We start from the raw sequence: 25,765 nt of genomic DNA on the forward strand, positions 1-25,765 counted from the left end.
ACTGATAGCATTAAATTTTAATATCTGTTTTTTTAACGTTATTTTATTAATTTATTCGTATCTATTTCTGTTTAATATTATTAAATCTCTTTTTTTAATACTGCCAAAATGTGACAAATCAGTTATAAAAAACCAAAAAAATTGTTTCTTTCTCCAACCTGCAATCCTTATATTTGCATCCGAGAACGCAGGTCGAACTGACGCAGTAATCTTATTAAAATTGACAGATGAAAATATCTTACAACTGGTTAAAACAATTCATTAAAATAGACTGGAAATCCGAAGAAACAGCAGCATTGCTGACAGATTTGGGTCTGGAAGTAGAAATTGTTGACAAATATCAATCGGTAAAAGGCGGATTAGAAGGCATTGTTGTAGGACATGTGCTTACTTGCATCCAGCATCCAGATGCTGATAGACTAAAAATTACAACGGTTGATTTAGGCGATGGAGTACCTGTTCAAATTGTATGTGGCGCCAGTAATGTTGCTGTGGGACAAAAAGTACCAGTTGCTACTATCGGGACTACATTATATGATAAAGAAGGCGTTGCCTTTTCGATTAAAAAAGGAAAAATACGCGGACAGGAAAGTCACGGTATGATTTGCGCTGAAGACGAATTAGGTCTTGGTGAAAGCCATGATGGCATTATGATATTAGACAATTCTTTAGTACCAGGCACTCCTGCTGCAACCGTTTTTAAAATTGAAAATGACGAAGTTTTCGAAATTGGATTAACGCCAAATCGTGCTGATGCTATGAGTCATCTTGGAACAGCCCGCGATTTAAGAGCTGGAATGTTACAAAGTGGCGTGAATGTAGAATTGATTACACCATCAGTAAGTAATTTTAGAGTGGACAAAAGAACTTTAAAAATAGATGTTGATGTAAAAGAACCTAAACTAGCACCGAGATATTGTGGCGTTACCATTTCAGGTATAACGGTGAAACCTTCACCAGAATGGTTGCAAAACCGTTTAAAAGCGATTGGATTAAATCCAAAAAATAATATTGTTGATGTAACTAATTATGTTTTGCATGAATTAGGTCAGCCTTTACACGCTTTTGATGCTTTAAAAATTAATGGAAAAGTAATCGTTCAAACCCTTCCATCAGGGACAAAATTTGTCACACTTGATGATGTTGAAAGAACTCTTCACGAGGAGGATTTGATGATATGTGATGAGAAAGGACCTTTATGCATTGCAGGAGTTTTTGGCGGAAAAAAATCAGGAGTATCTGAAAATACGAATTCTATTTTCTTAGAAAGTGCTTACTTCAATCCTGTAAGCATTCGTAAAACAGCCAAAAGACACCAGTTGAATACCGATGCTTCTTTCCGATTTGAGAGAGGAATTGATCCAACTATTACGGAATACGCATTGAAACGTGCGGCGTTACTAATACAAGAAGTAGCAGGCGGCGAAATAACATCGGATGTAATTAATGTATATCCAAAGAAAATTGAAGACTTTTCGGTATTTTTAAATTTTAGTAAAGTGGCTAAAATCATTGGTCAGGAATTACCAAAAGATAACATTAAAAAAATATTAGTTTCATTAGATATAAAAGTAAACAGCGTTTCTGATGCCGGATTAGGATTAACAATTCCTGCTTACCGTGTTGATGTACAAAGAGAAATAGATGTTATTGAAGAAATACTTCGAGTATATGGGTATAACAATATCAATTTTTCTAAAAAACTAAACGCTACAGTTACTAATTCTCCAAGAAATGAAGACTACAAAATACAAAATACGATTGCCACTCAGTTAAATTCTCAAGGATTTAATGAAATGATGGCTAATTCATTGACTACGGCATCTTATGTTGAACTTTCTGAAGTATTAAATGCAGCACATAATGTAACAATGCTTAATCCTTTGAGCAATGATTTGGCAACAATGCGTCAATCGTTATTATTCTCCGGATTAGAAGCAATCTCCTATAATATTAATCGTAAAAATGCCGATTTAAAATTATTTGAATTTGGGAAAACTTATCATAATCTTCCATCAGGTTATGAAGAACATAAGCATTTAACTTTATTTCTTTCTGGAAACAGAAACCAAGAAAGCTGGACTAATGCTCAAAAACCTTCTGATTTCTTTTTGTTTAAAGGTTATGTAAACGCCATACTTTCAAGATTAGGCATTCAAAAAACACAAAATCTACCAGTAACTTCAGATGTATTTTCAGAGGGAATTGCTATTGGTTTTGGTCAGGAAATAATAGTAGAACTAGGTATTGTGAAAAAATCTATTTTGAAAAGTTTTGGAATAAAACAAGAAGTGTTTTTTGCGGATTTTAATTGGGCTTTGATTTTAAAATTAATTTCTACCAAAATAAAATATACTGAAATTCCTAAGTATCCTGAAGTTCGGAGAGATTTAGCTTTACTGATTGATCAAAACGTAACGTATGACAGTATTTACTCTATTGCAAGACAATCAGAGAAAACACTATTAAAGGACATTAATTTATTTGATGTATATGAAGGACAAAACCTTCCTGAAGGGAAAAAATCATATGCTTTAAGCTTTACCATTCAAGATAATTCAAAAACATTAACTGATGCTCAAATCGATAAAATCATGAACAAATTGCAAACGAATTTTGAAACGGAGCTTGGAGCAAGCCTAAGGTAAAATCATTTATTTTCTATTAAAAAAGCTTAATTCTCTACAAGAATTAGGCTTTTTTTATTTGCTATAGCGATGGCAAGCTAAAAACGGGTTACCTTTTGTTACGAGATCTTAATATTTATCAGATAATTATAAATTTTTAATTACAAATTCACTTCGTCTGTTCAATTCATGTTGTTCTTCGGAACATGATTCACTTGGCTCACATTTTATGATTTGAACAGTTTCTCCATATCCTTTTGCAATAATTCTTTTTTCAACTATGCCTTGATTTATGAAATATTCTCTTGTTGCTTCAGCTCTATATGTAGAAAGATTCCTATTGTAAATATCATTTCCCCTATTGTCAGTATGAGAACCAATTTCGATAACCATAGCTGGATATTTTTTCATTATTTCAATAACCCGATTTAGAATTGGTTTTGATTCTTTACGAATATACCATAAATTATAATCGAAATATATAGGATCAGTTTTGATAATTAAACGGTCTTTATCTTTTATTACATCTTTTTCATTTGCAATAATGTTATCCATTTTTTCCTTCTTCTTAACTAATGCAATCTCAATCTCTTTTTGAGCAGCAATTTGCTTGTCCTTTTTATCTATTTCAAGTAAGGCCATTTCCTCATTTTTCTTTTTCTGAATGGCTATTTCCCCTTCTTTTTTAATCATCGAAGCAGACTTCAAAGACATGGAAGCGTCATTGCTTTTATTTCTTTCTTTGTTGATTTTGAATGATCTGGCATCCTTTGTATAATCCACTTTGTATGCCAAAACAGAACAACCGATCTCGCATGCAACGGCAAAGCTGAATTTTCCGTCCAAAGTTGTAAATACTTTTTGGATTTCAATTTTATCAGAATTTTGCAAACTTACCAAAGCATTTTCTAAAGGCATTTTTGTATCTACATCTGTAATAATTCCAGCGATTAATTGTGAACAATCTTCGATCAGTAAAGGTTTTGTTTCTTTTAGTTCGTAAATATCATCATTCCCTTTTCCGCCTGGTCTGTTAGATGAAAAATAGCCTTCTTTTGATTCTGAATCAATAGTAAATGTAAAATCATCGAAACCGGAATTCACTGGAAGTCCAATATTTAATGGTTTTGAAAAACTATTAATCTCTATTTCAGATACAAAAACATCCAAAGAACCATATCCTGTATGCCCATTGGAAGAAAAGTACAACTTATTGTCTTTTGAGACAAAAGGGAATTGCTCTTTTTTAGACGTATTTATTTTAGAACCTAAATTTTTTGGAGTTCCATAATTACCATCATTTATTGAAACACTAAAAATATCAAATGAGCCTAAAGTACTTGGCATATCTGAAGCAAAATATAATGTTTTTTCATCATTGCTTAAAGCAGGATGTTCTGTAGAATAATCATCACTATTGAACGGTAAAGAGACAATAGAAGTCCATTTATTATTAATTAATTCCGCTTTAAAAATTTGCAAGTTGGAGATTTTGTTAGTGTTTTTTACTCTTTTACCTTTTTTATAATTATTTCTCGTGAAGTAGACAGTTTTGCCATCTTTTGTAAAAACAGCATTTGCCTCGTGCAAGGATGTATTTAATTCATCAGAAAAATAATTTACAATTGAATCGCTGGAATTCCTGTTTTCTATACGAATTGTAAGCAAATCAAGATAAAGTTCATTATTCCATTTGTATGTTTTATCAAACAAACCAGCTTTCTTTTTAACACCTGAAAAAACTAGGTTTTGCACTTGTTTTACAGCTCCAAATTCAGAATTAACAGTATTTAAAGCTAGATTTTTTATTTCAAATCTATTCCCTATCGCAGTCACATTTTCTAGATTCTTATTTTCTTTTTCGAAATTTGTCAATGCTTCATTATCGTTTGTACTAATCAAATATTCTCGGATAACTGCATTAGATTCTTCATAATTTCCTGTTGCTTTTAGTGTTTGAGAATATCGGAAGTAATATTCTTCTTCGAGACCCGTTTTAAATCTCGACACAAGAAACCGATATTGTATTTGAGCATTTTCATAATCATTAGTGTAATAATAGCAATCTGCTAAATTTTTTACGACCTCAATTGAACGATTTCCTTGAATAATTTTTTCATACATAGGAATCGCTTCACTATAAAAAGTTCTTTCAAAAAAGCGTTTGGCTCTTTGTAAATCTTGTTCTTGGGCAGTTATAAATTGTATCGAAAATACGATTATTATGAAGTATATTCTTTTCATGCATTTTTTTTTAGAAGAATCTTGGTGATTTATCATAGCCTTTGCCTAATAAATCTAAATTAAATAGAACAAAAATTTCATGTGTTCCTGAATTGAACTGGCCCAGATTAGAAATGGTATAATCATAAGCGTAGCCTACTCTAATAATCGGAGTCACTTTTATGTTTACCAAAGTGCTAACTGCGTCTCCCACTCGATAAGCAGCTCCAAGTTCAAATTTGTCGTTATACAAAACATTCGCAGAAATATCTACAGCAATTGGTGCTCCTTTTACAAATTTTGACATAAAAGCAGGCTTTAATTTGAATGAATCAGACAAATTAAATACATACCCCCCAGTAAAAAAAACATGAACATTTTCTGAACCATAATTACTAATTCCAGAACGCTCTTCAATGTGTTTTGAATCAAGTAAATTGGGAGCGGATAATCCAATATAATAGACGTCATTAAAATAATAAGCACCAATCCCGATATTTGGTTTTAAAATATCTATGTTTTCAAAGGCAAAATCCGGAGAGGCACTTTCAAATTTAAAACCATTAAAATTAGTTTGTAGCGATTTGGCGCCAGCCTTCAATCCCAAAGAAAGTCGGTGCGAATCATTCAATTGAAGTACGTATGCAAAATCTACATAGAAGTTATTTTCTTTTTTTGCTCCATCGCCAATATCATCAGAAAGTAAAGAAAAACCCATTTCTATTTTTTTATTAACAGGCATGTGAGCAAAAACATTTAATGTCTTTGGAGCTCCAACTGCCCCAACCCATTGCGTTCTATATAATGTACCAATATCTAACATGAATTGCATACCAGTTGCATAAGCTGGGTTTATCACATTCATATTATACATGTATTGTGTATATTGCGAATCTTGCTGAGCAGAAACCTTTGTTATAAAAAATAAAAAACTTACAAATAGTATTGTTTTTTTCATTTGAAATTAGTTTAACGTAATGAAGAGCATTTATTTATCTGTTTAAATAAAGTCGCCCTTGTTTGGGAGGTTTGTTCCCTTTATTAAAATTGATAATATAAAAATAAATGCCATTAGGAGCAATGCCATCTAAACTCATATTTGAATCAGAATTTTTCCCATCCCATTCTGCTTTATTTTTATTACCCTTAAACATTAAACTACCATATCTATTGTAGATTTCTAAGGAATAATCTGGATATATAAACTCGATATCAGGAATTCTGAAAGTGTCATTTGTAGCATCTCCATTTGGCGAAAACCCATCAGGAATAAAAAAATCAGGAGTTACATCACAATTGGCTAGTGATACAGTAACTGCTAATGGATCCGAATAACAATTTGTACTACTTGAAAAATTGAGGCCATAATAGGTAGCACCATTGACAAGTAATTCTGTTGAAATTAATTTATTCCCATTAATAGCATCATCAAACCAGAATAAATTTCCGTTTGTAACGGTATTGTTTGTCAAACTTTGCAGAGTAGGATTATCCAAACCACAGAAATTTTGTCCGTCTTGATTTAATGTTGGAGCTGGCACTTCATTTATCACAACTAATGCTGATACTCTTCCAGATTCACAGCCAGTTGCTGCATTCACCTCTTTAACGTAATAATTTCCCGAAACCAAAAGAGTATTAGCACTTAAAACAGTGGTATTTGCTGGGGAATTGAACCATTGGAATTGTGTTCCGCTTGGAGTTAAAGCAGCAATTGTTTTTTTATCGTTTTTACAAAATATTTCGTCCTTAGTTGTTGGAGTTTTAGGAATGGCATTAATCATAAAGTTCTTAGTCCCATTATTTATTGATGATCCGCAACCACCACCATTATCAATAATATTAGTAATAACCAGAGAAGTAATTCCACTATTGACAAGAGTACTAGATGGAATTATAAAACTTGTACTCCCTGCAATAACTGCTACTACAACGGATTGGTTTGCTGCATTATTTACGCCAGTTAAATTATAATTTATGGTAATATTAGCTAAAATCCCCAATCCAGAAAGTGATACTACAACAGGTTGATTTTGACAAAGAGCTTTTATATCTAACTTAAGATTTGCAAAATCAGGCAATGGTTTAACACCAAATTCTTTAGTTATATTTGAAACATTAGTACAACCTGTAGTAAGATTAGTGATCTTTGTGATTGAAATTCTGATATTACCAACAACAGGAATCAAACTTGCCGGAATAACAAAAGTTCCGGTTCCTATTGCAACTTTAAAAAAAGCTTGTTGTGCAACAGCTATGTTACTGTCTGATAGATTATAAACTATACTGTAATTCCCCTCGGTTAAATTTGTATCTCCGGAAATTTTAACCGTAGCATCAAAACCTTTACATATTGGATCTATAGTTAATGTTGCTTTGTCAATTTTTGGTAATGGAAAAACATTTAAAACATCAGAAATGGAACCCATTTTACTTATACAAGCACCTAAACTACCAACTCTGGCAACATCGATTATACCAACAGTGTAAATACCGACTTGCGGAAAATAAATTCGACTTATACTAAATCTCAAAACTCCATTATTGAAATTTGAAATTATGGTAATTGGTTCCACAATTCCAGAAATGGTATAAGTCACGAAATAACTGCCATTTGGAATTTTTTGAATCCCTTGATTCAAAACAACGTTGTAGTTTGCTGTAGTAATTTCATTTTCACAAATATCAGAGTTTACAACCAGTTTAGCACCAGTTAAATCGATTTGTTTTTCTATGATAATAGTTACTGTTGCCTTTTTTATATCGCAAATGGGGTTGGAGGGTAAAACGGAATAAACGAAGTTATATGCTCCAGCACCAAAAGTATCATAGATATGCCTGACATCTATTGTAGAATCAAAAGAGCTTGATAATTCTGAGGTGCCGGAAATTTCCATCCATTTGCCATTTGCATCTTCTCCAGACAATCTACTATTTAAGTTTAAATTGGTATCAAATGATAAGTAATCAGAATCACATAACAATAAAACACTTCCAATTCCTGGATCAGGAGCTCTAAATACAGTTACAATAACAGTTGAAGATTCTGCTGGACAAGTTCCTAGTGCTGGCATAGTGTAGGTAAAAGAATGTGTTCCAAGTCCAGCTTTAGCTGCATTAAGAAAATTATCCGTTAGTGCCCCAGTCCCATCATTATCTGACCACGTTCCATTCGACTGTGGGCTGAGAAAATTTCCATTAAAGCCCTGAAACAAATTAAAACTAAGGTCATCACTACAAGCAGAAACATTAGGACTCGATATTCCGGAATAGCCACCGATGACCACTGTTATTACGGCAGAATCTTTGCAACCTATGCCGTTATTAACCGTGTAAGTATAAGTAAAAACACCACTTTTATTGATTATTTGAGCATTTAAAATTCCCGTAGTTAAATTTAGTCCTCCAGAAAAAAAATTATCAGTCCAAATACCACCTGTCGTATAAGCTCCTAAAAGACTAAAAAGGTTAATCGATTTATTATTTGAATTCGGAATATTGCAAATAGTTATACTGTTATCACTTCCTGCACATTGCGCACTAGTATTTATTGCAGAAAAAAATAACAAGAAGATAATGACATAATGTAAAAAGTTGGATTTTGAATGGAAGAGTATTTTTAAAATCATAAAAATTTCTTAATTTTAAATCAAATTTAAACTATTTCCTGTCTAAATTTTATAAATAACGTAATTATTGCATCAAAAAAATAAAATACTAAATTCTGTTTCCTTGATCGTACAATTAAAAATAATCAGGTAAAAAGTCCTCAAAAAGCTTTATAAATTTTAATTTTTATTTCTATAGCATAATATTTTTTGTGTTGATATTTAAAGATCTGACATCTTTTTACAAATAAAAAACCCTGCAAAAACTAGAATGCAGGGCTTTTTCAATAAACAATTCTCAACCTCAAATCAAATAATTTATTGTTTTGGTAATACAACTGCATCAATAACATGGATTACCCCATTTGACTGATTTACATCTGCAATTGTAACTTTAGCAGAATTACCATTTTCGTCAGTAATATATATATTTTTCCCTTTCATCCAAGCGGTCAAAGTTCCACCACTAACCGTTTTCAACATTGCTTTTCCTTTTCCCATTTTGATTGCTTTAGCAATTGCCGAAGCATTCATTTTCCCAGCAACTACATGATAAGTTAGTATAGTTTGCAAAGTTTTTAAATTTTCAGGTTTTAATAAGGTTTCTACTGTACCTTTTGGCAACTTATTAAACGCAGCATTTGTTGGGGCAAAAACAGTAAAAGGTCCTTTGCTTTGCAAAGTCTCTACTAAACCTGCTGCTTTTACTGCGGCAACTAATGTAGTATGATCTTTTGAATTTAGAGCATTTTCTACAATATTCTTAGTTGGATACATTGCAGCTCCACCAACCATAACACTTTTTTGAGCGAAAGAAGTTGCTCCAAACACTAATGCAAATAATGCAATCGATAAAATTTTTTTAGTTTTCATAAAATTTATTATTAAAGTTATATAAATGCATTTACGCAGTTCGTTTGATTTTGGTTTCAAAAAAATAAAAATATTTTTTAAAGTGTTGATTTTCATACCTAAATATTGAAAAAATATATTTATTAAGCGAACCGTAGTATTAGATATTTTTTTAAGAAAACACCTATTTGTTTAATCAATATATCGTTATTTTTATATTTTTAAATTAAATACAAAATGGATAAAAATTCTAAAGAGCATACTAAGACTGCCAATGGTTCAAATCATATCATTCAGAGCCTGTTAGTAAATGTTGTCATTGTTATTTCTAAAGGATTTGCAGCTTTTATGACCGGTTCCGGTGCTATGCTGGCAGAAACGATACACTCTACTGCAGACTGTGCCAATCAAATCTTATTATTATTTGGCATGAAACAAGCCAGCAAACCAGCAGATGAACAACATCCATTTGGTTATGGAATGTCTGTATACTTTTGGTCTTTTATGGTAGCCATGCTCCTATTTTCTATTGGAGGAATGTTTTCTATTTACGAAGGTGTTCATAAATACAATAACCCCGAACCAGTTCACGAAATCGGATGGGGAATTGGCGTTTTATTATTTGCCATTGCTTTAGAAGGTTATGCTACTTATTCAAATATTGTTGAACTCAACAAAAGAAAAGGAAATAACAGTTTTTTTAGTTATTTGCGCACCACAAAAGATAGCGATTTGATTGTTATTTTTGGAGAAAATTCTGCGGCCGTTCTTGGACTTATCATAGCAATACTTGCATTACTGGTTTCTTATTTTACTGGAGACAGCCGTTATGATGCAATGGGATCATTAGGAATTGGAGTAGTATTAATTTCAGTAGCTGTTTTTCTTGCTGTTGAAGTAAAATCATTACTGATTGGCGAAAGTGCCGATTCAATTATTTTAGAAACTATTGAAGTAATAATAAAAAAAGAATCATCTATTACTCAGCTAATAAATTGTAGAACAATTCAACAAGGTCCAAGAGAAGTTTTAGTGTGCGTGAAAATAAAATGCAGTCCGAATCTCAATACACAATCCATAAGCTTGCTAATTAATAATTTTGAAAAAGAACTTAGAGCGTTAAGACCCGAAGTAAAATGGCTTTATGTAGAACCTGATTTTCAGGAATGGAAAGCATAAGATTTTAAGTTTTATACTTTTAAAATGTAATCATTAAAATAAACTATTTAGCTAAATTGATTATACAAAAAAAGCTCCGCAAATTGCGGAGCTTTTTATATTCAAAAAATCAAGAAATTATTTTTTCTCAGACTTTTCCATTTTAGCTTTTAATGCTGCTAATACATCATTATTATCACCTAAAGTTGCAGCTGCTGCGTTTGTAGATGTTGAAGCTGATGAAGTATTTTCAGTAGCTGTTTTCACATTTTTCTCTTCTTCTTCACGGAAGATAGCAGTGTGAGATGCCACTACTCTTTTGAATTCTTTGTTAAATTCGATTACTTTGAAATCAGCTGATTCTCCTTTTTTCAATTTCTTACCATCTTCTTTTTCAAGGTGACGAGTAGGAATGAAAGCAACGATATCATCTCCGAATTCTACAGTAGCTCCTTTGTCAACGATTTCAGAAATTTCACCGGTGTGGATAGTTCCAACTGCGAAAGAATCTTCATATTGATCCCAAGGATTAGCAGTAGTTTGTTTGTGACCTAAAGATAATTTACGTCCTTCAACATCTAATTCTAATACTACTACATCAAGTTTTTCACCAACATTTACAAATTCAGATGGATGTTTGATTTTCTTAGTCCAAGATAAGTCAGAGATGTATATTAATCCATCAATTCCTTCTTCTAATTCTACGAAAATTCCAAAGTTTGTAAAGTTTCTAACGATACCTGTATGTTTAGAACCTACTGGATATTTAGAAGTGATATCAGTCCAAGGATCTTGAGACAATTGTTTGATACCTAATGACATTTTACGGTCATCTCTATCTAATGTTAAGATAACTGCTTCAACAACATCACCTACTTTTACGAAATCTTGAGCAGAACGTAAATGAGTAGACCAAGACATTTCAGAAACGTGGATTAAACCTTCAACACCTTCAGCAACTTCGATGAAAGCACCGTAATCAGCGATTACAACTACTTTACCTTTTACTTTATCTCCAATTGCTAATTTAGCATCTAGAGCATCCCAAGGGTGAGCGTTTAATTGTTTCAATCCTAATTGAATTCTTGTTTTTTCGTCATCGAAATCAAGGATTACAACATTTAATTTTTGGTCTAATTCCAGCACTTCACTTGGGTGGTTAATACGACTCCAAGAAAGGTCAGTAATGTGAATTAATCCATCAACACCACCTAAGTCAATGAACACACCGTAAGAAGTAATGTTTTTAACAACACCTTCTAATACTTGTCCTTTTTGTAATTGACCGATGATTTCTTTTTTCTGGATTTCGATATCCGCTTCAATAAGCGCTTTATGAGAAACAACAACATTTTTGAATTCGTGGTTAATTTTTACCACTTTGAATTCCATCATTTTGTTTACATATACATCGTAGTCTCTAATTGGTTTAACATCAATTTGAGATCCTGGTAAAAACGCTTCAATTCCGAAAACGTCAACGATCATACCACCTTTAGTTCTGCATTTTACAAAACCATTAACGATTTCTCCTGTTTCGTTAGCCGAAATAACTCTGTCCCAAGATTTGATAGTACGTGCTTTTCTGTGTGACAATACTAATTGACCTGTTTTATCCTCACGGATGTCAATTAATACCTCAACAGTATCACCTACTTTTAATGCTGGGTTGTAACGGAATTCGTTCAATGAAATAACACCTTCCGATTTTGCGTTGATATCAACGATAACGTCTCTATCTGTAATTCTAACAACTGTACCATCAACCACTTCTTCTTGATCCGTAGCGATAAATGTTTTTGAAACTAGTTCTTCGAATTCTAATAAGTTTTTCTCATCAACAGCATCAATACCTTCTTCGAAATTGTGCCAGTTAAAATTTGCTAAAAACTCTTCTTGTGATTTTACTTGTTCAGACATGCTGATTAAAAATTTGTATTCTGTATTCTCTCGAGTTTCTTAATGTGCTAGAAAACAACAGAAGTTGTTTGTATAATTAATTGATACCTAAAGGAAACTCTTATTCACCAAAAGGTCTGCAAAAGTAACACTTTTATATCAAATGACAAAATATTTACGTGTAGATAATAAACAACAAGCCAAAAGATAATTATCTGATAATCAGCATCCTTTATTTTAACTATTCGAATCGAATTATTGGGGCATTTTTGGAGCCAAAATTCCCGCTCTCGCCTTTATCTCTCCACTGCGCTACGAGGATATCGGCTCTATCGGGGATAGTTAGGTTTTATGGCGATTTTTCAGCACTAAAAAACCCGATATCTATAAAAGTTATCGGGTTAAATTTATAAGAAAAAGTATTTTAGTGATTAATTTCTCCCAAAACTTTTGGCCCAAATTTATCTTTAAAAACAAAAGGAAAAATTATGGCAAGAACTAAAGCATACGCTGCAAAAGTGATCCAGATATGAAACCAGTCTTTACTTCCATCAGCCATAGTAAAATATTTTTGAATAATATAACCACTCGCAAAACTACCAATTAAGGCGCCAAAACCATTAACCATCATCATAAACATACCTTGAGCACTTCCTCTAATTTTTGAATCCGTTTGTGTTTCCACAAACAAAGAACCTGAAATATTAAAAAAGTCAAAAGCCATTCCGTAAACGATACATGACATAATGATCATCCAAAGACCATCCGATGGATTTCCAAAAGCAAACAGTCCAAAACGCAATACCCAAGCCAGCATACTAAACAGCATAACATATTTAATACCAAATTTTCTCAGGAAAAATGGAATTGCCAATATAAATAAGGTTTCTGAAACTTGTGAAATCGACATGATTATTGCAGGATATTTAACTGCAATAGTATCTTTATAAGCATCAACCGTACCGAAATCATGGATATAAGTATCTCCATAGGCATTAGTCAATTGCAAAGCAGCTCCTAACAACATTGAAAAGATAAAGAAAATGGCAAATTTTTGTTGTTTAAACAATTCAAAAGCATTCAGTCCCAAAGCTTGTGTAAAAGAAGCACCTTTTTCTCCTTTACACATTGGAGGACACTTAGGAAGTGTAAATGCATAAATTCCTAATAATATAGAAACGATACCTGCAATGTAAAATTGATTTGCAGAAGTTTCATTATGCGTCAAACTAACCACCCAAAGTGCAACAATAAAACCTATGGTTCCCCATATTCTGATAGGCGGATAATCTTTTACGACATCCATATCTTTTGCAATTAATGCATTATAAGCAACCGTTATTGACAAGGAAATTGTAGGCATATAGAAAAACATATTCACTAACATAACCCAGAAAAATGTGGTCGGATTATCTACTTGCGGCAAATAAAACAAGGCTACTGCACCAAAAAAATGAAGCAAACCATATAATTTTTCCGCATTTATAAATCGGTCTGAAATAATTCCTGTTAAAGCGGGCATAAAAACCGAAGAAATTCCCATTGTTGAAAATATGATTCCAAACTCAGTTCCGGACCAATGTTTGTTATTAAACCAATATGCACCAATAGTTAGTAACCACGATCCCCAAATAAAAAACTGAAGAAAGTTCATTAAAACCAATCTATTTTTAATTCCCATAAGATGAGTTGTTTTTTTATTTTTAAAAATTAACAGGGCGTAAATCTAGTATTAAAAAAGAGATTTCCAAAAAATTATAACGTTTTAGTACTATCATTTACTAATTCTAAAACAACTTGGAATTGTTCTTCGCGGTTCAGATAAGAATTATCAATTTCTATTGCATCTTCCGCCTTTAATAATGGCGAGTCAACTCTATGAGTATCAATGTAATCACGCTCTTCCACATTTTTCAGAACTGCTTCATAAGTCACATCATCCCCTTTTTGTTGCAATTCATCAAAACGTCTTTGTGCTCTGGTAGTTGCACTTGCTGTCATAAAGATTTTTAGTTCCGCATCCGGAAAAACAACAGTCCCAATATCTCTGCCATCCATAACGATACCTTTATCCTTACCCATTTCCTTTTGCTGTTCCACTAATTTGGCTCGAACTTGTGAAACTTCAGCGACCTTGCTTACAAAATTAGAAACTTCAATTGTACGAATGGCTGTTTCAACATTTACATCATTTAAGTACATTTCGGCAAAACCCAAATCAGGATTAAATTTAAATTGTAATTTTATGAAAGATAAACTGTTTAGTAATGTTTCTTTGTCAAAAAAATCAGGATTAATATATCCGTTTTGCATCGCAAAAAAGGTTACTGCACGATACATCGCTCCGGTATCTACATAAACATATCCTAAATGTTTGGCGAGTTGTTTCGCTAAAGTGCTTTTTCCTGTTGAAGAGAATCCATCAATTGCGATCGTAATTTTTTTATCCAAAATGATATTATTGTAAGTTAATAGTTAATCCAAATAAACTCGTATTTCCAGCTAACGTATATTTCGAATACGAATAATTAAATTTTAATTTGTTCATTTTTAGCCCGAAACCAACTGAAATTCCTGAGAAATTACGCTGTTCTTCAAGCCTTAATTCTTCTGCTCTTCGAAAATTATACCCCAATCGAAGATTGAAGGCTTTTTTAGGAAAAAGTTCAACCCCAACAATTACATGACGCAGGGCATTATTAACCACTGAAATTTTCTCATCACTTGAACTTCCATCGATTGCCGATTGCGCTCTTACAGGATTAGAAAAAGCAACATTCCATTGTTGCAAATTTTCTAAAGTAACATGCCATCGAATAGGCACATTATCCAATTCCTGAGAAACACCAGCTATAATTTCTAAAGGTAATTTTTCGGATGTACCCGAATAAGTGGTGATTTGTGTCCCTATATTTCGGATTACCAAACCCCAATTCACATCATTCCTTTCGTCAATAAAAAGAGCACCCAGATCAATCGCTCCACCTAGGGAACTATAACTTTCTAAAGTCGAAGATATTAATTTTGCATTAGCGCCTAAATGAATAGTAGTATTCGGGATGTTATAGGCGTACCCTAGGGAAAGGGCAATTTCACTTCCAGTAAATTCCGATGTAGGCTGACCATTTTCGTCATAACCCTCAAAATTACCATAATTTACATAATTTACACCAGCGTGAAAAGTTTGCAAATGCCGATCATAAGTGTAAGCATAAGAAGCGGTCCCATAAGTCACTTCTTTATAATAGCTTCCATAATTCAAAGCCAAATGATTGTCCATCTCTACATTCAATGTTGCAGGATTAAAATTGACCTGATTCACATCGTCGTCATATATTGTAATCGTTTTTCCTCCCAGGGCCGCTTGTCGAGGTGATGTAACTAAATTTAAAAACTGATAAATATACTTCCCTCCTATCTGACTGTGGGACACAGAACAAACTAAAAATAAAGAGAATAATAAAAGTTTTTTGAGCATGCTTGAATAGCTGTCTTTGTATAGTAAAACGCAAATGCGAAGATAAAATTATAATATAAATATAATCCTATTTTTAGACCTAAGTTTTAGATTAAAACGGAATTATAATAAAAATTCCAAGTTCAAAACTTAAAAAATTAAGCAATGAACTTGGAATTTAAATTATACAAAAAAAGGTATTATAATACTTTTGCGTTTTTAACTTTCTGATCCGTCAGAGCAAATTTCAATACTTCATTCATTTCCTTCACATAATGAAAAGTAAGTCCTTCAAGATATTCCGGTTTTATTTCATCAATATCACTTTTATTATCCTGACATAAAATAATTTCTTTGATGTTTGCTCTTTTAGCAGCCAATATCTTTTCTTTTATTCCACCTACAGGCAACACTTTTCCCCTCAATGTAATTTCCCCAGTCATAGCCATGTTTTTCTTCACTCTCTTTTGCGTAAAAAGAGAAACTAATGAAGTCAACATTGCAATTCCTGCACTTGGTCCATCTTTAGGAGTAGCTCCTTCCGGAACGTGTAAGTGAATATTATATTTTGACAATATCTCTGAATCTAGTCCTAACAATTCTGTGTTGGCTTTGATATATTCCAGAGCAATTGTTGCCGATTCTTTCATTACTGTTCCTAAATTTCCAGTAATAGTCATTGTCCCTTTTCCTGGAGAAAGTAACGATTCTATAAAAAGAATATCACCACCAACGGAGGTCCAAGCTAAGCCTGTAACAACACCAGCGATATCATTGTTTTCGTATTTGTCTCTTTCTAATCTGGCAACACCAAGTGATTTAATTATATCTTGATCCGTAACCTTTTTGTTGTACTCCTCTTCCATTGCAACTGATTTTGCTGCATTACGGATCACTTGAGCAATTTTAGCTTCTAAACCACGAACTCCAGATTCACGGGTATATCCTTCTACAATTTTTTCCAATTGTTTTTTTCCAATAGTCAAATCTTTAGAAGTCAAACCGTGTTCTTTCAATTGTCTTGGAAATAAATGCTGACGCGCTATTTCTACTTTTTCTTCAATAGTATAACCGGACATATTGATAATTTCCATTCTGTCTTTCAATGCAGGCTGAATTGAAGCCATATTATTGGAAGTGGCAATAAACATGACTTTTGACAAATCATATCCCATTTCCAGGAAATTATCATAAAAAGAATTGTTTTGTTCCGGGTCTAAAACTTCCAGTAAAGCAGAAGACGGATCTCCGTGGCTACCGTTTGAAAGTTTATCTATTTCATCCAAAACAAAAACAGGATTTGATGTTCCGGCTTTTTTTAAACTTTGAATTATTCTACCAGGCATCGCACCAATGTAGGTTTTTCTATGTCCGCGAATCTCTGCTTCATCACGCAAACCACCCAATGAGATTCTAACATATTTTCTACCCAATGCTTCCGCAATTGATCTTCCTATTGAAGTTTTACCAACTCCCGGAGGTCCTGTCAAACAAATAATTGGAGATTTCATATCATTTCGCAATTTTAAAACTGCCAAATGTTCAATCATTCTTTTCTTGACATCTTCAAGACCAAAATGATCTCTATCGAGAATTTTTTGCGCTCGTTTTAGATCAAAATTATCTTTTGAAAACTCATTCCACGGCAAATCTAAAAACAACTCTAAATAGTTTCTTTGGATTCCAAAATCAGGTGCCTGTGGATTCATTTTACGCATTTTAATTAATTCTTTATCAAAATGCTTTTTCGTTTTTTCGTCCCATTTTTTTGACTTGGCTTTCAGACTCATTTCATCCATTTCCTCTTCCTGTGAAACGCCACCCAATTCTTCTTGAATGGTTTTCATTTGTTGGTGAAGGAAATATTCGCGTTGTTGTTGGTCTAAATCAAAACGAACTTTAGATTGAATATCGTTTTTTAATTCGAGCTTTTGCAACTCGATATTCATATAACGCAATGTTTCTAAGGCTCTTTCTTTCAATTCATTAATCGCCAGTAAATCTTGCTTTTCTTTAACAGACAAATTCATGTTTGAAGTAACAAAATTGATCAAAAACGATTGGCTTTCAATATTTTTTATTGCAAAAGTTGCTTCCGTTGGAATGTTTGGACTTTCTTTAATAATTTGAATGGCTAATTCCTTAACCGAATCAAGAATTGCTACAAACTCAGTGTCGTGTTTTGCAGGTCTTTTTTCTGAAACTTCCTTAATATTTGCAGTAATATATGGAGTTTCCGAGACAACACTGTCAATTTCAAAGCGTTTTTTCCCTTGAAGAATAACTGTTATATTACCATCGGGCATCTTTAAAACGCGCAGAATTCTGGCTACTGTTCCAATTTTATGGATATCATCAGTTGAAGGATCTTCATCCTGTTCATTTTTTTGAGCAACAACACCTATGATTTTACCTTCTGCATTGGCGTCATTAATTAATTTTATAGATTTGTCACGTCCTGCAGTAATAGGTATTACAACTCCAGGAAACAAAACCATATTCCGTAATGGCAAAATCGCTAATGTTTCAGGCAATGCTTCATTATTCATCTCCTCTTCATCTTCCGGAGTCAACAATGGTATTAAATCTGCTTCGGTATCAAATTCCTGAAGTGACAGATTGTCAATAGTAAGTATTTTATGATTTGACATATATTTATTTAAGTCTTTTTGTCATTAAAAATTTTCATTTGTCAAGCAAATATAAGTTATCATAGTATTAATTTTAATAAAATCGTTGTATGACACTAATAATTTGTACATCCCTAAAAGAGACAATCATTATGCCAAAGTGAACGTCAAATCAATTCCATTTCTTACAAATAAAGAAAATTTTGGAATTAATACGTAAGGAAACACCGCACTATAAAATGCAAAAACTAGAGTGCTAATTTGTATTTAAAATCAGCTCAAAACTAATTAGTGACAATTTTTGAGGATCATTAATTTAGAACACCTTTTTTTGGAACTCTTTTTAATAGTATAATACCAATAACAAAAAACACTCCAAGAAATACAATGGCAAATCGCGGACTTCCGGTGATTTGATCAATAATTCCATAAATTAACATTCCGATTACGATTCCTATTTTTTCAGCTACATCATAAAAACTAAAAAATGAAGCCGTATCTTCCGTTTGAGGTAATAATTTTGAATAAGTTGAGCGTGATAAGGCTTGAATTCCGCCCATCACTAAACCTACAACTGACGCCATCACGTAAAAATGTATGGGTAAAGTAATAAAAAATGCCAGTGTGCAAAATACTGCCCAAATACAGTTAATCACAATCAACGTTGGAATATTTCCGAATTTTTCGGACGCTTTTGAAGTTAGAACAGCACCAACAACAGCTACTAATTGTATTATTAAAATACAAATAATTAAACCCGTAGTACTTTCTGCTTTAGATGACCATGTAATTTCTTGAGCTCCAAAATAAGTGGCAACAAGCATTACAGTTTGTACGGCCATACTGTAAACAAAGAAACTTCCTAAATAACGCTTTAATGGAATATCTACTTGAAGTAAACCCCAAACTTTTTTTAATTCTTTAAAACCATTAAAAATAACAGCATGTGTCACTTTACGTTCTGCATTTTTGTTTCCTTTGGGTAAAAAATAATAAGAATACTGACTGAAAATAATCCACCAGACTCCTACCATGACAAACGAATATCGCATAGCTTTCATGGCTGCTTCACCTTCAGTTCCTGTAATTCCGAAAAATTTAGGTTTCATGATCATCGCTAAATTAATAATCAATAAAATTACACTTCCAATATATCCTAAAGAGTAGCCTTTAGCACTAATTTTATCTTGTTGTTCCAAAAAAGCGATATCAGGCAAATAGGAATTGTAGAATACTAAACTTCCCCAATAACCAATAAGTCCTAAGAAATAAAATGCCAATCCCATGTATATATTTTCGAGATTGAACCAATACAATCCCATACATGACAAAGCTCCCATGTAGCAAAAGAACTTCATAAATGATTTCTTATTTCCCACATAATCTGCGATTCCAGATAATAATGGTGAAATAAAAGCGACCAATAAAAAAGCTACAGCGGTTACAAAGCTTATTAAAGCTGAATTTTTGAGATGCAAACCAAAAACATCAATATAATGATCTCGCTCTGTAAATAAGGCTTCATAAAAAATTGGAAATACTGAAGATGCAATGGTTAGTGTATAAACTGAATTTGCCCAATCATAAAAAGCCCAAGCATTCAATAATTTTTTACTCCCTTTTTGTAAATCTGCCATATTTCTTTTTTTATGCTGCGAATTTATTTATTTTTTGTTTAGAATTATGAAAAATAGTAGTAAATCTTATATTAATAAATCATTAAAAAATTGAATCCTTCGCCTTCTTTTACATGAATTCAAAAAAAAAGCTATTCTAAAAAAGAATAGCTTTTGTAAAAAATTAGATGCCTAATTAATATGATTTTTATCTGTAAATAATTCCAACTTTAGCTGCTGTTGCTTTCGCTTCTGGAATTAATGCTTTCAAATTTGCAATTCTGGTAGCATCAGACGGGTGTGTACTTAAAAATTCTGGCGGTGCTTGACCATTTGATTGCGCTGCCATTCTTTGCCAAAAAACAATAGAATCATCCGGATTGTAGCCTGCAATTGCCATAAGCGTAAGACCTATTTTGTCAGCTTCACTTTCATGACTTCTGCTAAATGGAAGCATTACTCCAACTTGAGAGCCTAATCCATAATATTGTTGCCACATTTGTTGATTTTCGGCACTTTGGCTTCCTGTTGCAACTGCAACTCCAACTGCTCCTAATTGTTGCAATTGAGCAGCACTCATTCTTTGTGCACCATGATTTGCTAAAGCATGTGAAACTTCATGTCCCATCACAGTTGCTAAACCTGTATCATCTTTAGTAATAGGTAATATTCCGGAATAAACAACAATTTTACCTCCTGGCATACACCAAGCATTGACTTCTTTATTATCTATTAATTTATATTCCCAACGATAGTCATTCAGGTATTGTGTTTGTCCTAAATAAGTCAAATATTTTTCGGCTGCTGCCTTAATTCGCATACCAACTGTTTCAACTCTTCTTGCATCGGCAGTTCCAGTAATTACTTTATTTTCTTTTAAAAAAGTACCATATTGTTGAAACGATGATGGAAACAACTCACTGTTTGAAACAAAATTTAAACTTTTCTTTCCTGTAAGAGGATTTGTAGCACAGGAGTATATCAGCCCTAGCGCACAGACTCCTAATAATAAGTGTTTTTTCATAATTTTAAGTTTAATTGATAGACAAAAGTACAAATAGTAATTAATTTTACTATTATATAATTAAATTCAAAAGTATCAACTTTTTTGTTTATTCGCCAATAATGTGCAACTCTGTAAATTCTTTATCTACGATTAAATAATTGCCATCTTCAAATGATTTATGATCAAATGAAATTTTGACATTATCCACCTCTATAGTATTTATTATAAATGGCAATCCTATTAAATCTATTTTATACTTAGAATATCGAGTATCATATTTTCCTTCTTTATGTAATTGTATGATTAATTCTTTTTCTTTTCCGGTTGTTTGAAATGATAAAAAACTATATCTCCCTTTTTTGTAATCATAACCATCTTGAGCATCCTCATAAACTACTGATTTTTCTTTGCCTTCTTTATAATAAATCTCTAATGTCAATTCGTCAAATTCTAACTCTCCTACATATTGTTGTACAGGATATTTAGGAATAACCGCACCCGCTTTTACAAAAAGTGGAATTTGATCAAATTTTGTATCCACCCATATTTCTTTTCCTCCACTAACTTCTTCGTTAGTCCAATAATTATACCAGTGTCCGCGAGGTATATACATTCTTCTGCCTAAAGAATTAGGTTCTAAAATTGGGCAAACTAAAATTTGATTACCAAAAACAAATTCGTCATTTCTATAATGTGTCTGAATATCCTCTTGATCATAATACACTAATGGTTTTAGCATAGGAATTCCTTCTTCAATATATTGCCAAAACATAGTGTATAAGTATGGTAATAATTGGTAACGCAAGTTGACAAATTTTCTGGTTATATCAATTACCTCTTCGTCAAATGCCCAAGGTTCCTGATTACCATGATCACCAGAAGAATGGGTTCTGCAAAAAGGATGAAAAACCCCTAATTGAATCCAACGAGCATATAGTTCGCCTGAAGGTTGTTCCGCAAATCCACCAATATCTGAACCTGTGAACCCCATTCCTGAAAGAGACATTCGTTGTACTTGAATATTAGCTATCCATAAATGTTCCCAAGTTGCTACGTTATCACCTGTCCAAGAAGACGTGTATCGTTGCGCACCAGAATAAGCAGATCTTGTTATAATAAAAGGTCTTTTTGGATACGCAAATCTTTTTACACCGTGATAAGTCGCTCTTGCCATTTGTGTTCCATAGATATTATGGGCTTTTCTATGACTGCAAGGATTTCCATCATAATCATGACGTACATCCATTGGAAATGTTTTATTGGGAACCTCCATAACGGCAGGCTCGTTCATATCATTCCAAACTCCTTTTACGCCAATCTCCGAAATTAATTCTTTAAATAATCCTGCCCACCATTCTCTAACTGCAGGATTTGTATAATCGGGAAAGTTACATTCCCCTGGCCATACTTTTCCTTTCATATAAGGACCATCGGCTCTTTTGCAGAAATAATCTTTTTCTAAAGCTTCTTTATAAACAGCGTATTCTTTATCAATTTTTATTCCCGGATCAATGATTACAACTGTTTTGAAACCATCTTCCGCTAATTCAGACACCATTCTTTTTGGATCAGGAAAATATTCTTTGTTCCAAGTAAAACAACGAAAACCTTCCATATAATCTATATCCAAATAAATTGCATCGCAAGGAATTTTCAACTCCCTAAATTTTGCCGTAACTTCTTTTACATTACTCTCAGGGTAATAACTCCATTTACATTGATGATATCCCAATGCCCAAAGTGGTGGTAATTCCGGCTTACCTGTTAAATCAGTGTAAGTCGTAACCACATCTTGCATTTGTGGTCCATAAATGAAATAATAATTCATTTCTCCACCTTCGGCCCAATAACTGGTTACATTTCTTCTTTCGTGACAAAAATCAAAATAAGTACGAAAGGTATTGTCAAAGAAAATTCCGTAAGATCGTTTGTTTTGTAACCCAATATAAAAAGGAACAACTTTGTATAATGGTTCCTGATCTTTTTGAAAAGCATATTGATCTGTAGCAAAATTCTCCAGCCTTTTCCCTTTCAAATTCAGTTGAGTTGCTTTGTCTCCAAGTCCGTAAAAGCATTCACCATCTTTGGAAGCTTTACTCATTTTGACAATATTACCGCCATATTCATAGCTTTCTTCCCAATGAAAACCCAATTCATCTTCCAATATAACATTTTCATTCAAATCAAAAATAGATAACCTCATATCTGCTTTTTGAATTCGACATTGCACTTTACTGGTTTTTATCTGATAATAATCCGCTGTTTCAGAAATTTCAAGAAAGTTATATCCATGAGAATGACTTTTATCAATAGCATAAGAAAAATCATTACTGAAATATCCTTTTGTGGTAAATCTAAAACGGATTAAACTATCTCTTAATACAGTTACTTTTAGTATAACACTATTATCAGTATGAAAACTTATAGAATCTACTTCATGCTCAAATGAAACTATTTTTGTTGGATATAGGTCTCCTTTATATTCTAATTCGGTGTTTGTAATCATTTTTATTGGTATTAATTGTAATGAGTTTTTGGTGTTCAAACATACAAAAAATACTTTGTAAGCATATGTATCTCTGATGTTTATTCACGAAATCGTTGTAGTTATTTAACAATGAGACTTAAAGATTAAGAGCTAATTTTATTTAAAAATATAGAATTAGTATAGAATTTATGTTTTAATGTTTATTTTGTGGTGACTGCCTCATAATCTTAAAACCTCATTGTAGTCTATCATTTATACAAAACAAATTATCCAATCTTAAAAACGGTAATACTCAAGGGTGGTAAAAGTAATTCCGTAGAATAATCCCTTGCATCGTAAGGCATTGCTTCAATTAATAGTTTTTTAGGATTTAAAACTCCACTTCCGCCATAAATTGTGGCATCACTATTAAAAATCTCTATTAATTTTCCTTTTCTTGGTAAACCAATACGATAATTTGGACGAACAACTTGAGTAAAATTGCAAACAACAATTACGTCTTCTTTTTGGTTATTTCCTTTTCGAATAAATGACATTACTGCATTTTGATGATCTGAATAATTAATCCATTCAAAACCTTCAGGACTAAATTGTTTTTCATGCAATGCAGTTTGGGTTTTATACAAATGATTCAAGTCAGTTATCAATTTTTTCACCCCGTTATGAAACGGATATTGCAATAGATGCCAATCGAGACTTCCTTTAAAATTCCATTCGCTACTTTGTCCAAATTCACTTCCCATAAACAATAATTTTGTCCCAGGATGCATAAACATATACCCATATAGCAATCTTAGATTAGCAAATTTTTGCCATTCGTCCCCAGGCATTCTTCCTGCAATAGATTTTTTCCCATAAACGACTTCATCATGGGAAAGTGGCAGCATAAAATTTTCTGAAAAAGTATAGGTCATGGCGAAAGTCAAATCATTTTGATGGTACTTTCTGTACACCGTATCTTTTTGAAAATATTCCAAGGTATCGTGCATCCAACCCATCATCCATTTCATACCAAAGCCTAATCCACCAATAGATGTTGGTCTTGAAACCATGGGAAAAGAGGTACTTTCTTCCGCAATTGTTTGGACTCCTTCAAAATTTGAATAAACCGCTTCATTGAATTCTTTCAAAAAACTAATAGTATCAAGATTTTCTCTACCTCCATAAATATTTGGTTCCCATTCACCTTCATTTCTAGAATAATCCAAATACAGCATGGAGGCAACGGCATCAACACGTAAAGCATCAGCATGATAATGTTGCAACCAAAACAAAGCATTGCTTATCAAAAAGGAACGAACTTCATTTCGTCCATAATTAAAAACTAAACTTTTCCAGTCCGGATGATAGCCTTTTTTACGATCTGGATGTTCAAATAAGTTTGATCCATCAAAAAATCCTAAACCATGCGCATCGTCAGGAAAATGCGAAGGAACCCAATCCAGAATTACTCCAATTCCCGCTTCATGTAATTTATCAACCAAATGCATAAATTCTTGTGGATTTCCAAAACGGGAAGTTGGCGCAAAATACCCAACTAATTGATATCCCCAAGACGGATCATAAGGATATTCCATTATTGGCATGAACTCTACATGAGTAAAGCCAGTTTCTTTTATATAATTCACTAAATCTTCGGCAAATTCTAGATAGGTTAGAAAACGATTACCATCGGCATGACGTTTCCAAGAACCTAAATGGACTTCATATACAGAATAAGGCTTGTCCAGACCATTATGGTTTTGACGCGTTTCCATCCAGTTTTTATCTTTCCACTCATAGTCTAAATCCCAAACTACTGATGCAGTATGAGGTGGTTTTTCACAATAAAAAGCAAAAGGATCTGCTTTTTCTGTCATAATTCCTCCATTATTAGACTGAATCTTATATTTATACGTTGATCCTTTTTCTATATTGGGTATAAATCCCTCCCAAATACCGGAGGAATCCCAACGAACTTCTAACAGATGTTCGCCTTGTGTCCAAAAATTAAAGTCCCCAACTACACAAACGGAATGAGCCGTGGGAGCCCAAACTGCAAAATACACCCCTTTAACCCCATCAACCTCAATAAGGTGCGCACCTAATTTTTCGTAAAGTCGGAAATGTTTCCCAGCTTTAAATAAATCAATATCAAAATCTGTAAAAAGGGAATGCGAGATAACTTTACTCATATATAATTGTCTAATTCTATTTGATGA

15 protein-coding genes are annotated in these 25,765 nt (G+C 32.7%); 2 read left to right on the plus strand and 13 right to left on the minus strand.

The features are described 5' to 3' along the window. Positions 1–227: 227 nt before the first annotated feature. Entirely contained in the window at positions 228–2,648 is a 2,421-nt protein-coding gene (gene pheT / locus C4S35_RS07275) for a phenylalanine--tRNA ligase subunit beta (RefSeq protein ID WP_103999546.1), read from the plus strand. Between the two features lie 126 nt (positions 2,649–2,774). Here pheT and C4S35_RS07280 read toward each other — a convergent pair whose 3' ends face one another. The 4 genes from C4S35_RS07280 to C4S35_RS07295 form a co-directional block, all read right to left on the minus strand. After that, complete coding sequence (locus C4S35_RS07280) at positions 2,775–4,871, minus strand: OmpA family protein (RefSeq protein WP_103999580.1); 2,097 nt, start codon at positions 4,869–4,871, stop codon at positions 2,775–2,777. 10 nt (positions 4,872–4,881) lie between these two features. Continuing rightward, a complete protein-coding gene (locus C4S35_RS07285) occupies positions 4,882–5,808 on the minus strand; it encodes a PorP/SprF family type IX secretion system membrane protein (protein ID WP_103999547.1) in 927 nt (308 codons plus the stop codon). 34 nt (positions 5,809–5,842) lie between these two features. After that, the gene (locus C4S35_RS07290) at positions 5,843–8,479 is read right to left on the minus strand and encodes a T9SS type B sorting domain-containing protein (RefSeq protein WP_103999548.1); all 2,637 of its coding nucleotides are present in this window, start codon (positions 8,477–8,479) and stop codon (positions 5,843–5,845) included. A 297-nt stretch (positions 8,480–8,776) separates the two neighbouring features. After that, a complete protein-coding gene (locus tag C4S35_RS07295) occupies positions 8,777–9,331 on the minus strand; it encodes a fasciclin domain-containing protein (RefSeq protein ID WP_103999581.1) in 555 nt (184 codons plus the stop codon). 216 nt (positions 9,332–9,547) lie between these two features. Here C4S35_RS07295 and C4S35_RS07300 point away from each other — a divergent pair, with 216 nt between their 5' ends. After that, positions 9,548–10,489, plus strand: a complete 942-nt coding sequence (locus tag C4S35_RS07300) for a cation diffusion facilitator family transporter (RefSeq protein WP_103999549.1) — start codon at positions 9,548–9,550, stop codon at positions 10,487–10,489. Positions 10,490–10,606: 117 nt separating this feature from the next. Here C4S35_RS07300 and rpsA read toward each other — a convergent pair whose 3' ends face one another. The 9 genes from rpsA to glgB all read right to left on the minus strand — a co-directional run bounded on the left by rpsA (position 10,607) and on the right by glgB (position 25,738). Continuing rightward, positions 10,607–12,388 carry a 30S ribosomal protein S1 gene (gene rpsA, locus C4S35_RS07305; protein WP_073208518.1) on the minus strand — a complete coding sequence of 594 codons (1,782 nt, stop codon included), beginning with the start codon at positions 12,386–12,388 and terminating at the stop codon, positions 10,607–10,609. Positions 12,389–12,791: 403 nt separating this feature from the next. Further along, entirely contained in the window at positions 12,792–14,048 is a 1,257-nt protein-coding gene (locus C4S35_RS07310; protein ID WP_103999550.1) for a nucleoside permease, read from the minus strand. Between the two features lie 74 nt (positions 14,049–14,122). After that, a complete protein-coding gene (gene cmk, locus C4S35_RS07315) occupies positions 14,123–14,818 on the minus strand; it encodes a (d)CMP kinase (RefSeq protein WP_103999551.1) in 696 nt (231 codons plus the stop codon). Between the two features lie 7 nt (positions 14,819–14,825). Continuing rightward, the gene (porQ, locus tag C4S35_RS07320; protein ID WP_103999552.1) at positions 14,826–15,845 is read right to left on the minus strand and encodes a type IX secretion system protein PorQ; all 1,020 of its coding nucleotides are present in this window, start codon (positions 15,843–15,845) and stop codon (positions 14,826–14,828) included. 179 nt (positions 15,846–16,024) lie between these two features. Next, the gene (gene lon / locus C4S35_RS07325) at positions 16,025–18,475 is read right to left on the minus strand and encodes an endopeptidase La (RefSeq protein ID WP_103999553.1); all 2,451 of its coding nucleotides are present in this window, start codon (positions 18,473–18,475) and stop codon (positions 16,025–16,027) included. Positions 18,476–18,765: 290 nt separating this feature from the next. Next, complete coding sequence (locus C4S35_RS07330; RefSeq protein ID WP_103999554.1) at positions 18,766–20,091, minus strand: MFS transporter; 1,326 nt, start codon at positions 20,089–20,091, stop codon at positions 18,766–18,768. 187 nt (positions 20,092–20,278) lie between these two features. After that, on the minus strand, positions 20,279–21,094 hold the full coding sequence (locus tag C4S35_RS07335) for a M48 family metallopeptidase (RefSeq protein ID WP_103999555.1): 816 nt from the start codon (positions 21,092–21,094) through the stop codon (positions 20,279–20,281). A gap of 88 nt (positions 21,095–21,182) precedes the next feature. Further along, complete coding sequence (locus C4S35_RS07340) at positions 21,183–23,582, minus strand: glycoside hydrolase family 31 protein (protein WP_103999556.1); 2,400 nt, start codon at positions 23,580–23,582, stop codon at positions 21,183–21,185. A 248-nt stretch (positions 23,583–23,830) separates the two neighbouring features. Then, positions 23,831–25,738, minus strand: a complete 1,908-nt coding sequence (gene glgB, locus C4S35_RS07345) for a 1,4-alpha-glucan branching protein GlgB (RefSeq protein WP_103999557.1) — start codon at positions 25,736–25,738, stop codon at positions 23,831–23,833. Between the last annotated feature and the right edge of the window lie 27 nt (positions 25,739–25,765).

It is taken from the genome of Flavobacterium urumqiense, from assembly GCF_900108015.1.
Lineage (GTDB): Bacteria > Bacteroidota > Bacteroidia > Flavobacteriales > Flavobacteriaceae > Flavobacterium > Flavobacterium urumqiense.

What these genes read in the sequence shown, in the direction of transcription:
- rpsA (WP_073208518.1), bottom strand. Translation starts at nt 12,388, where the DNA reads ATGTCTGAACAAGTAAAATCACAAGAAGAGTTTTTAGCAAATTTTAAC.
- C4S35_RS07285 (WP_103999547.1), bottom strand. Translation starts at nt 5,808, where the DNA reads ATGAAAAAAACAATACTATTTGTAAGTTTTTTATTTTTTATAACAAAG.
- C4S35_RS07300 (WP_103999549.1), top strand. Translation starts at nt 9,548, where the DNA reads ATGGATAAAAATTCTAAAGAGCATACTAAGACTGCCAATGGTTCAAAT.
- C4S35_RS07330 (WP_103999554.1), bottom strand. Translation starts at nt 20,091, where the DNA reads ATGGCAGATTTACAAAAAGGGAGTAAAAAATTATTGAATGCTTGGGCT.
- C4S35_RS07340 (WP_103999556.1), bottom strand. Translation starts at nt 23,582, where the DNA reads ATGATTACAAACACCGAATTAGAATATAAAGGAGACCTATATCCAACA.
- C4S35_RS07290 (WP_103999548.1), bottom strand. Translation starts at nt 8,479, where the DNA reads ATGATTTTAAAAATACTCTTCCATTCAAAATCCAACTTTTTACATTAT.
- C4S35_RS07280 (WP_103999580.1), bottom strand. Translation starts at nt 4,871, where the DNA reads ATGAAAAGAATATACTTCATAATAATCGTATTTTCGATACAATTTATA.
- C4S35_RS07295 (WP_103999581.1), bottom strand. Translation starts at nt 9,331, where the DNA reads ATGAAAACTAAAAAAATTTTATCGATTGCATTATTTGCATTAGTGTTT.
- glgB (WP_103999557.1), bottom strand. Translation starts at nt 25,738, where the DNA reads ATGAGTAAAGTTATCTCGCATTCCCTTTTTACAGATTTTGATATTGAT.
- lon (WP_103999553.1), bottom strand. Translation starts at nt 18,475, where the DNA reads ATGTCAAATCATAAAATACTTACTATTGACAATCTGTCACTTCAGGAA.
- porQ (WP_103999552.1), bottom strand. Translation starts at nt 15,845, where the DNA reads ATGCTCAAAAAACTTTTATTATTCTCTTTATTTTTAGTTTGTTCTGTG.
- pheT (WP_103999546.1), top strand. Translation starts at nt 228, where the DNA reads ATGAAAATATCTTACAACTGGTTAAAACAATTCATTAAAATAGACTGG.
- C4S35_RS07335 (WP_103999555.1), bottom strand. Translation starts at nt 21,094, where the DNA reads ATGAAAAAACACTTATTATTAGGAGTCTGTGCGCTAGGGCTGATATAC.
- C4S35_RS07310 (WP_103999550.1), bottom strand. Translation starts at nt 14,048, where the DNA reads ATGGGAATTAAAAATAGATTGGTTTTAATGAACTTTCTTCAGTTTTTT.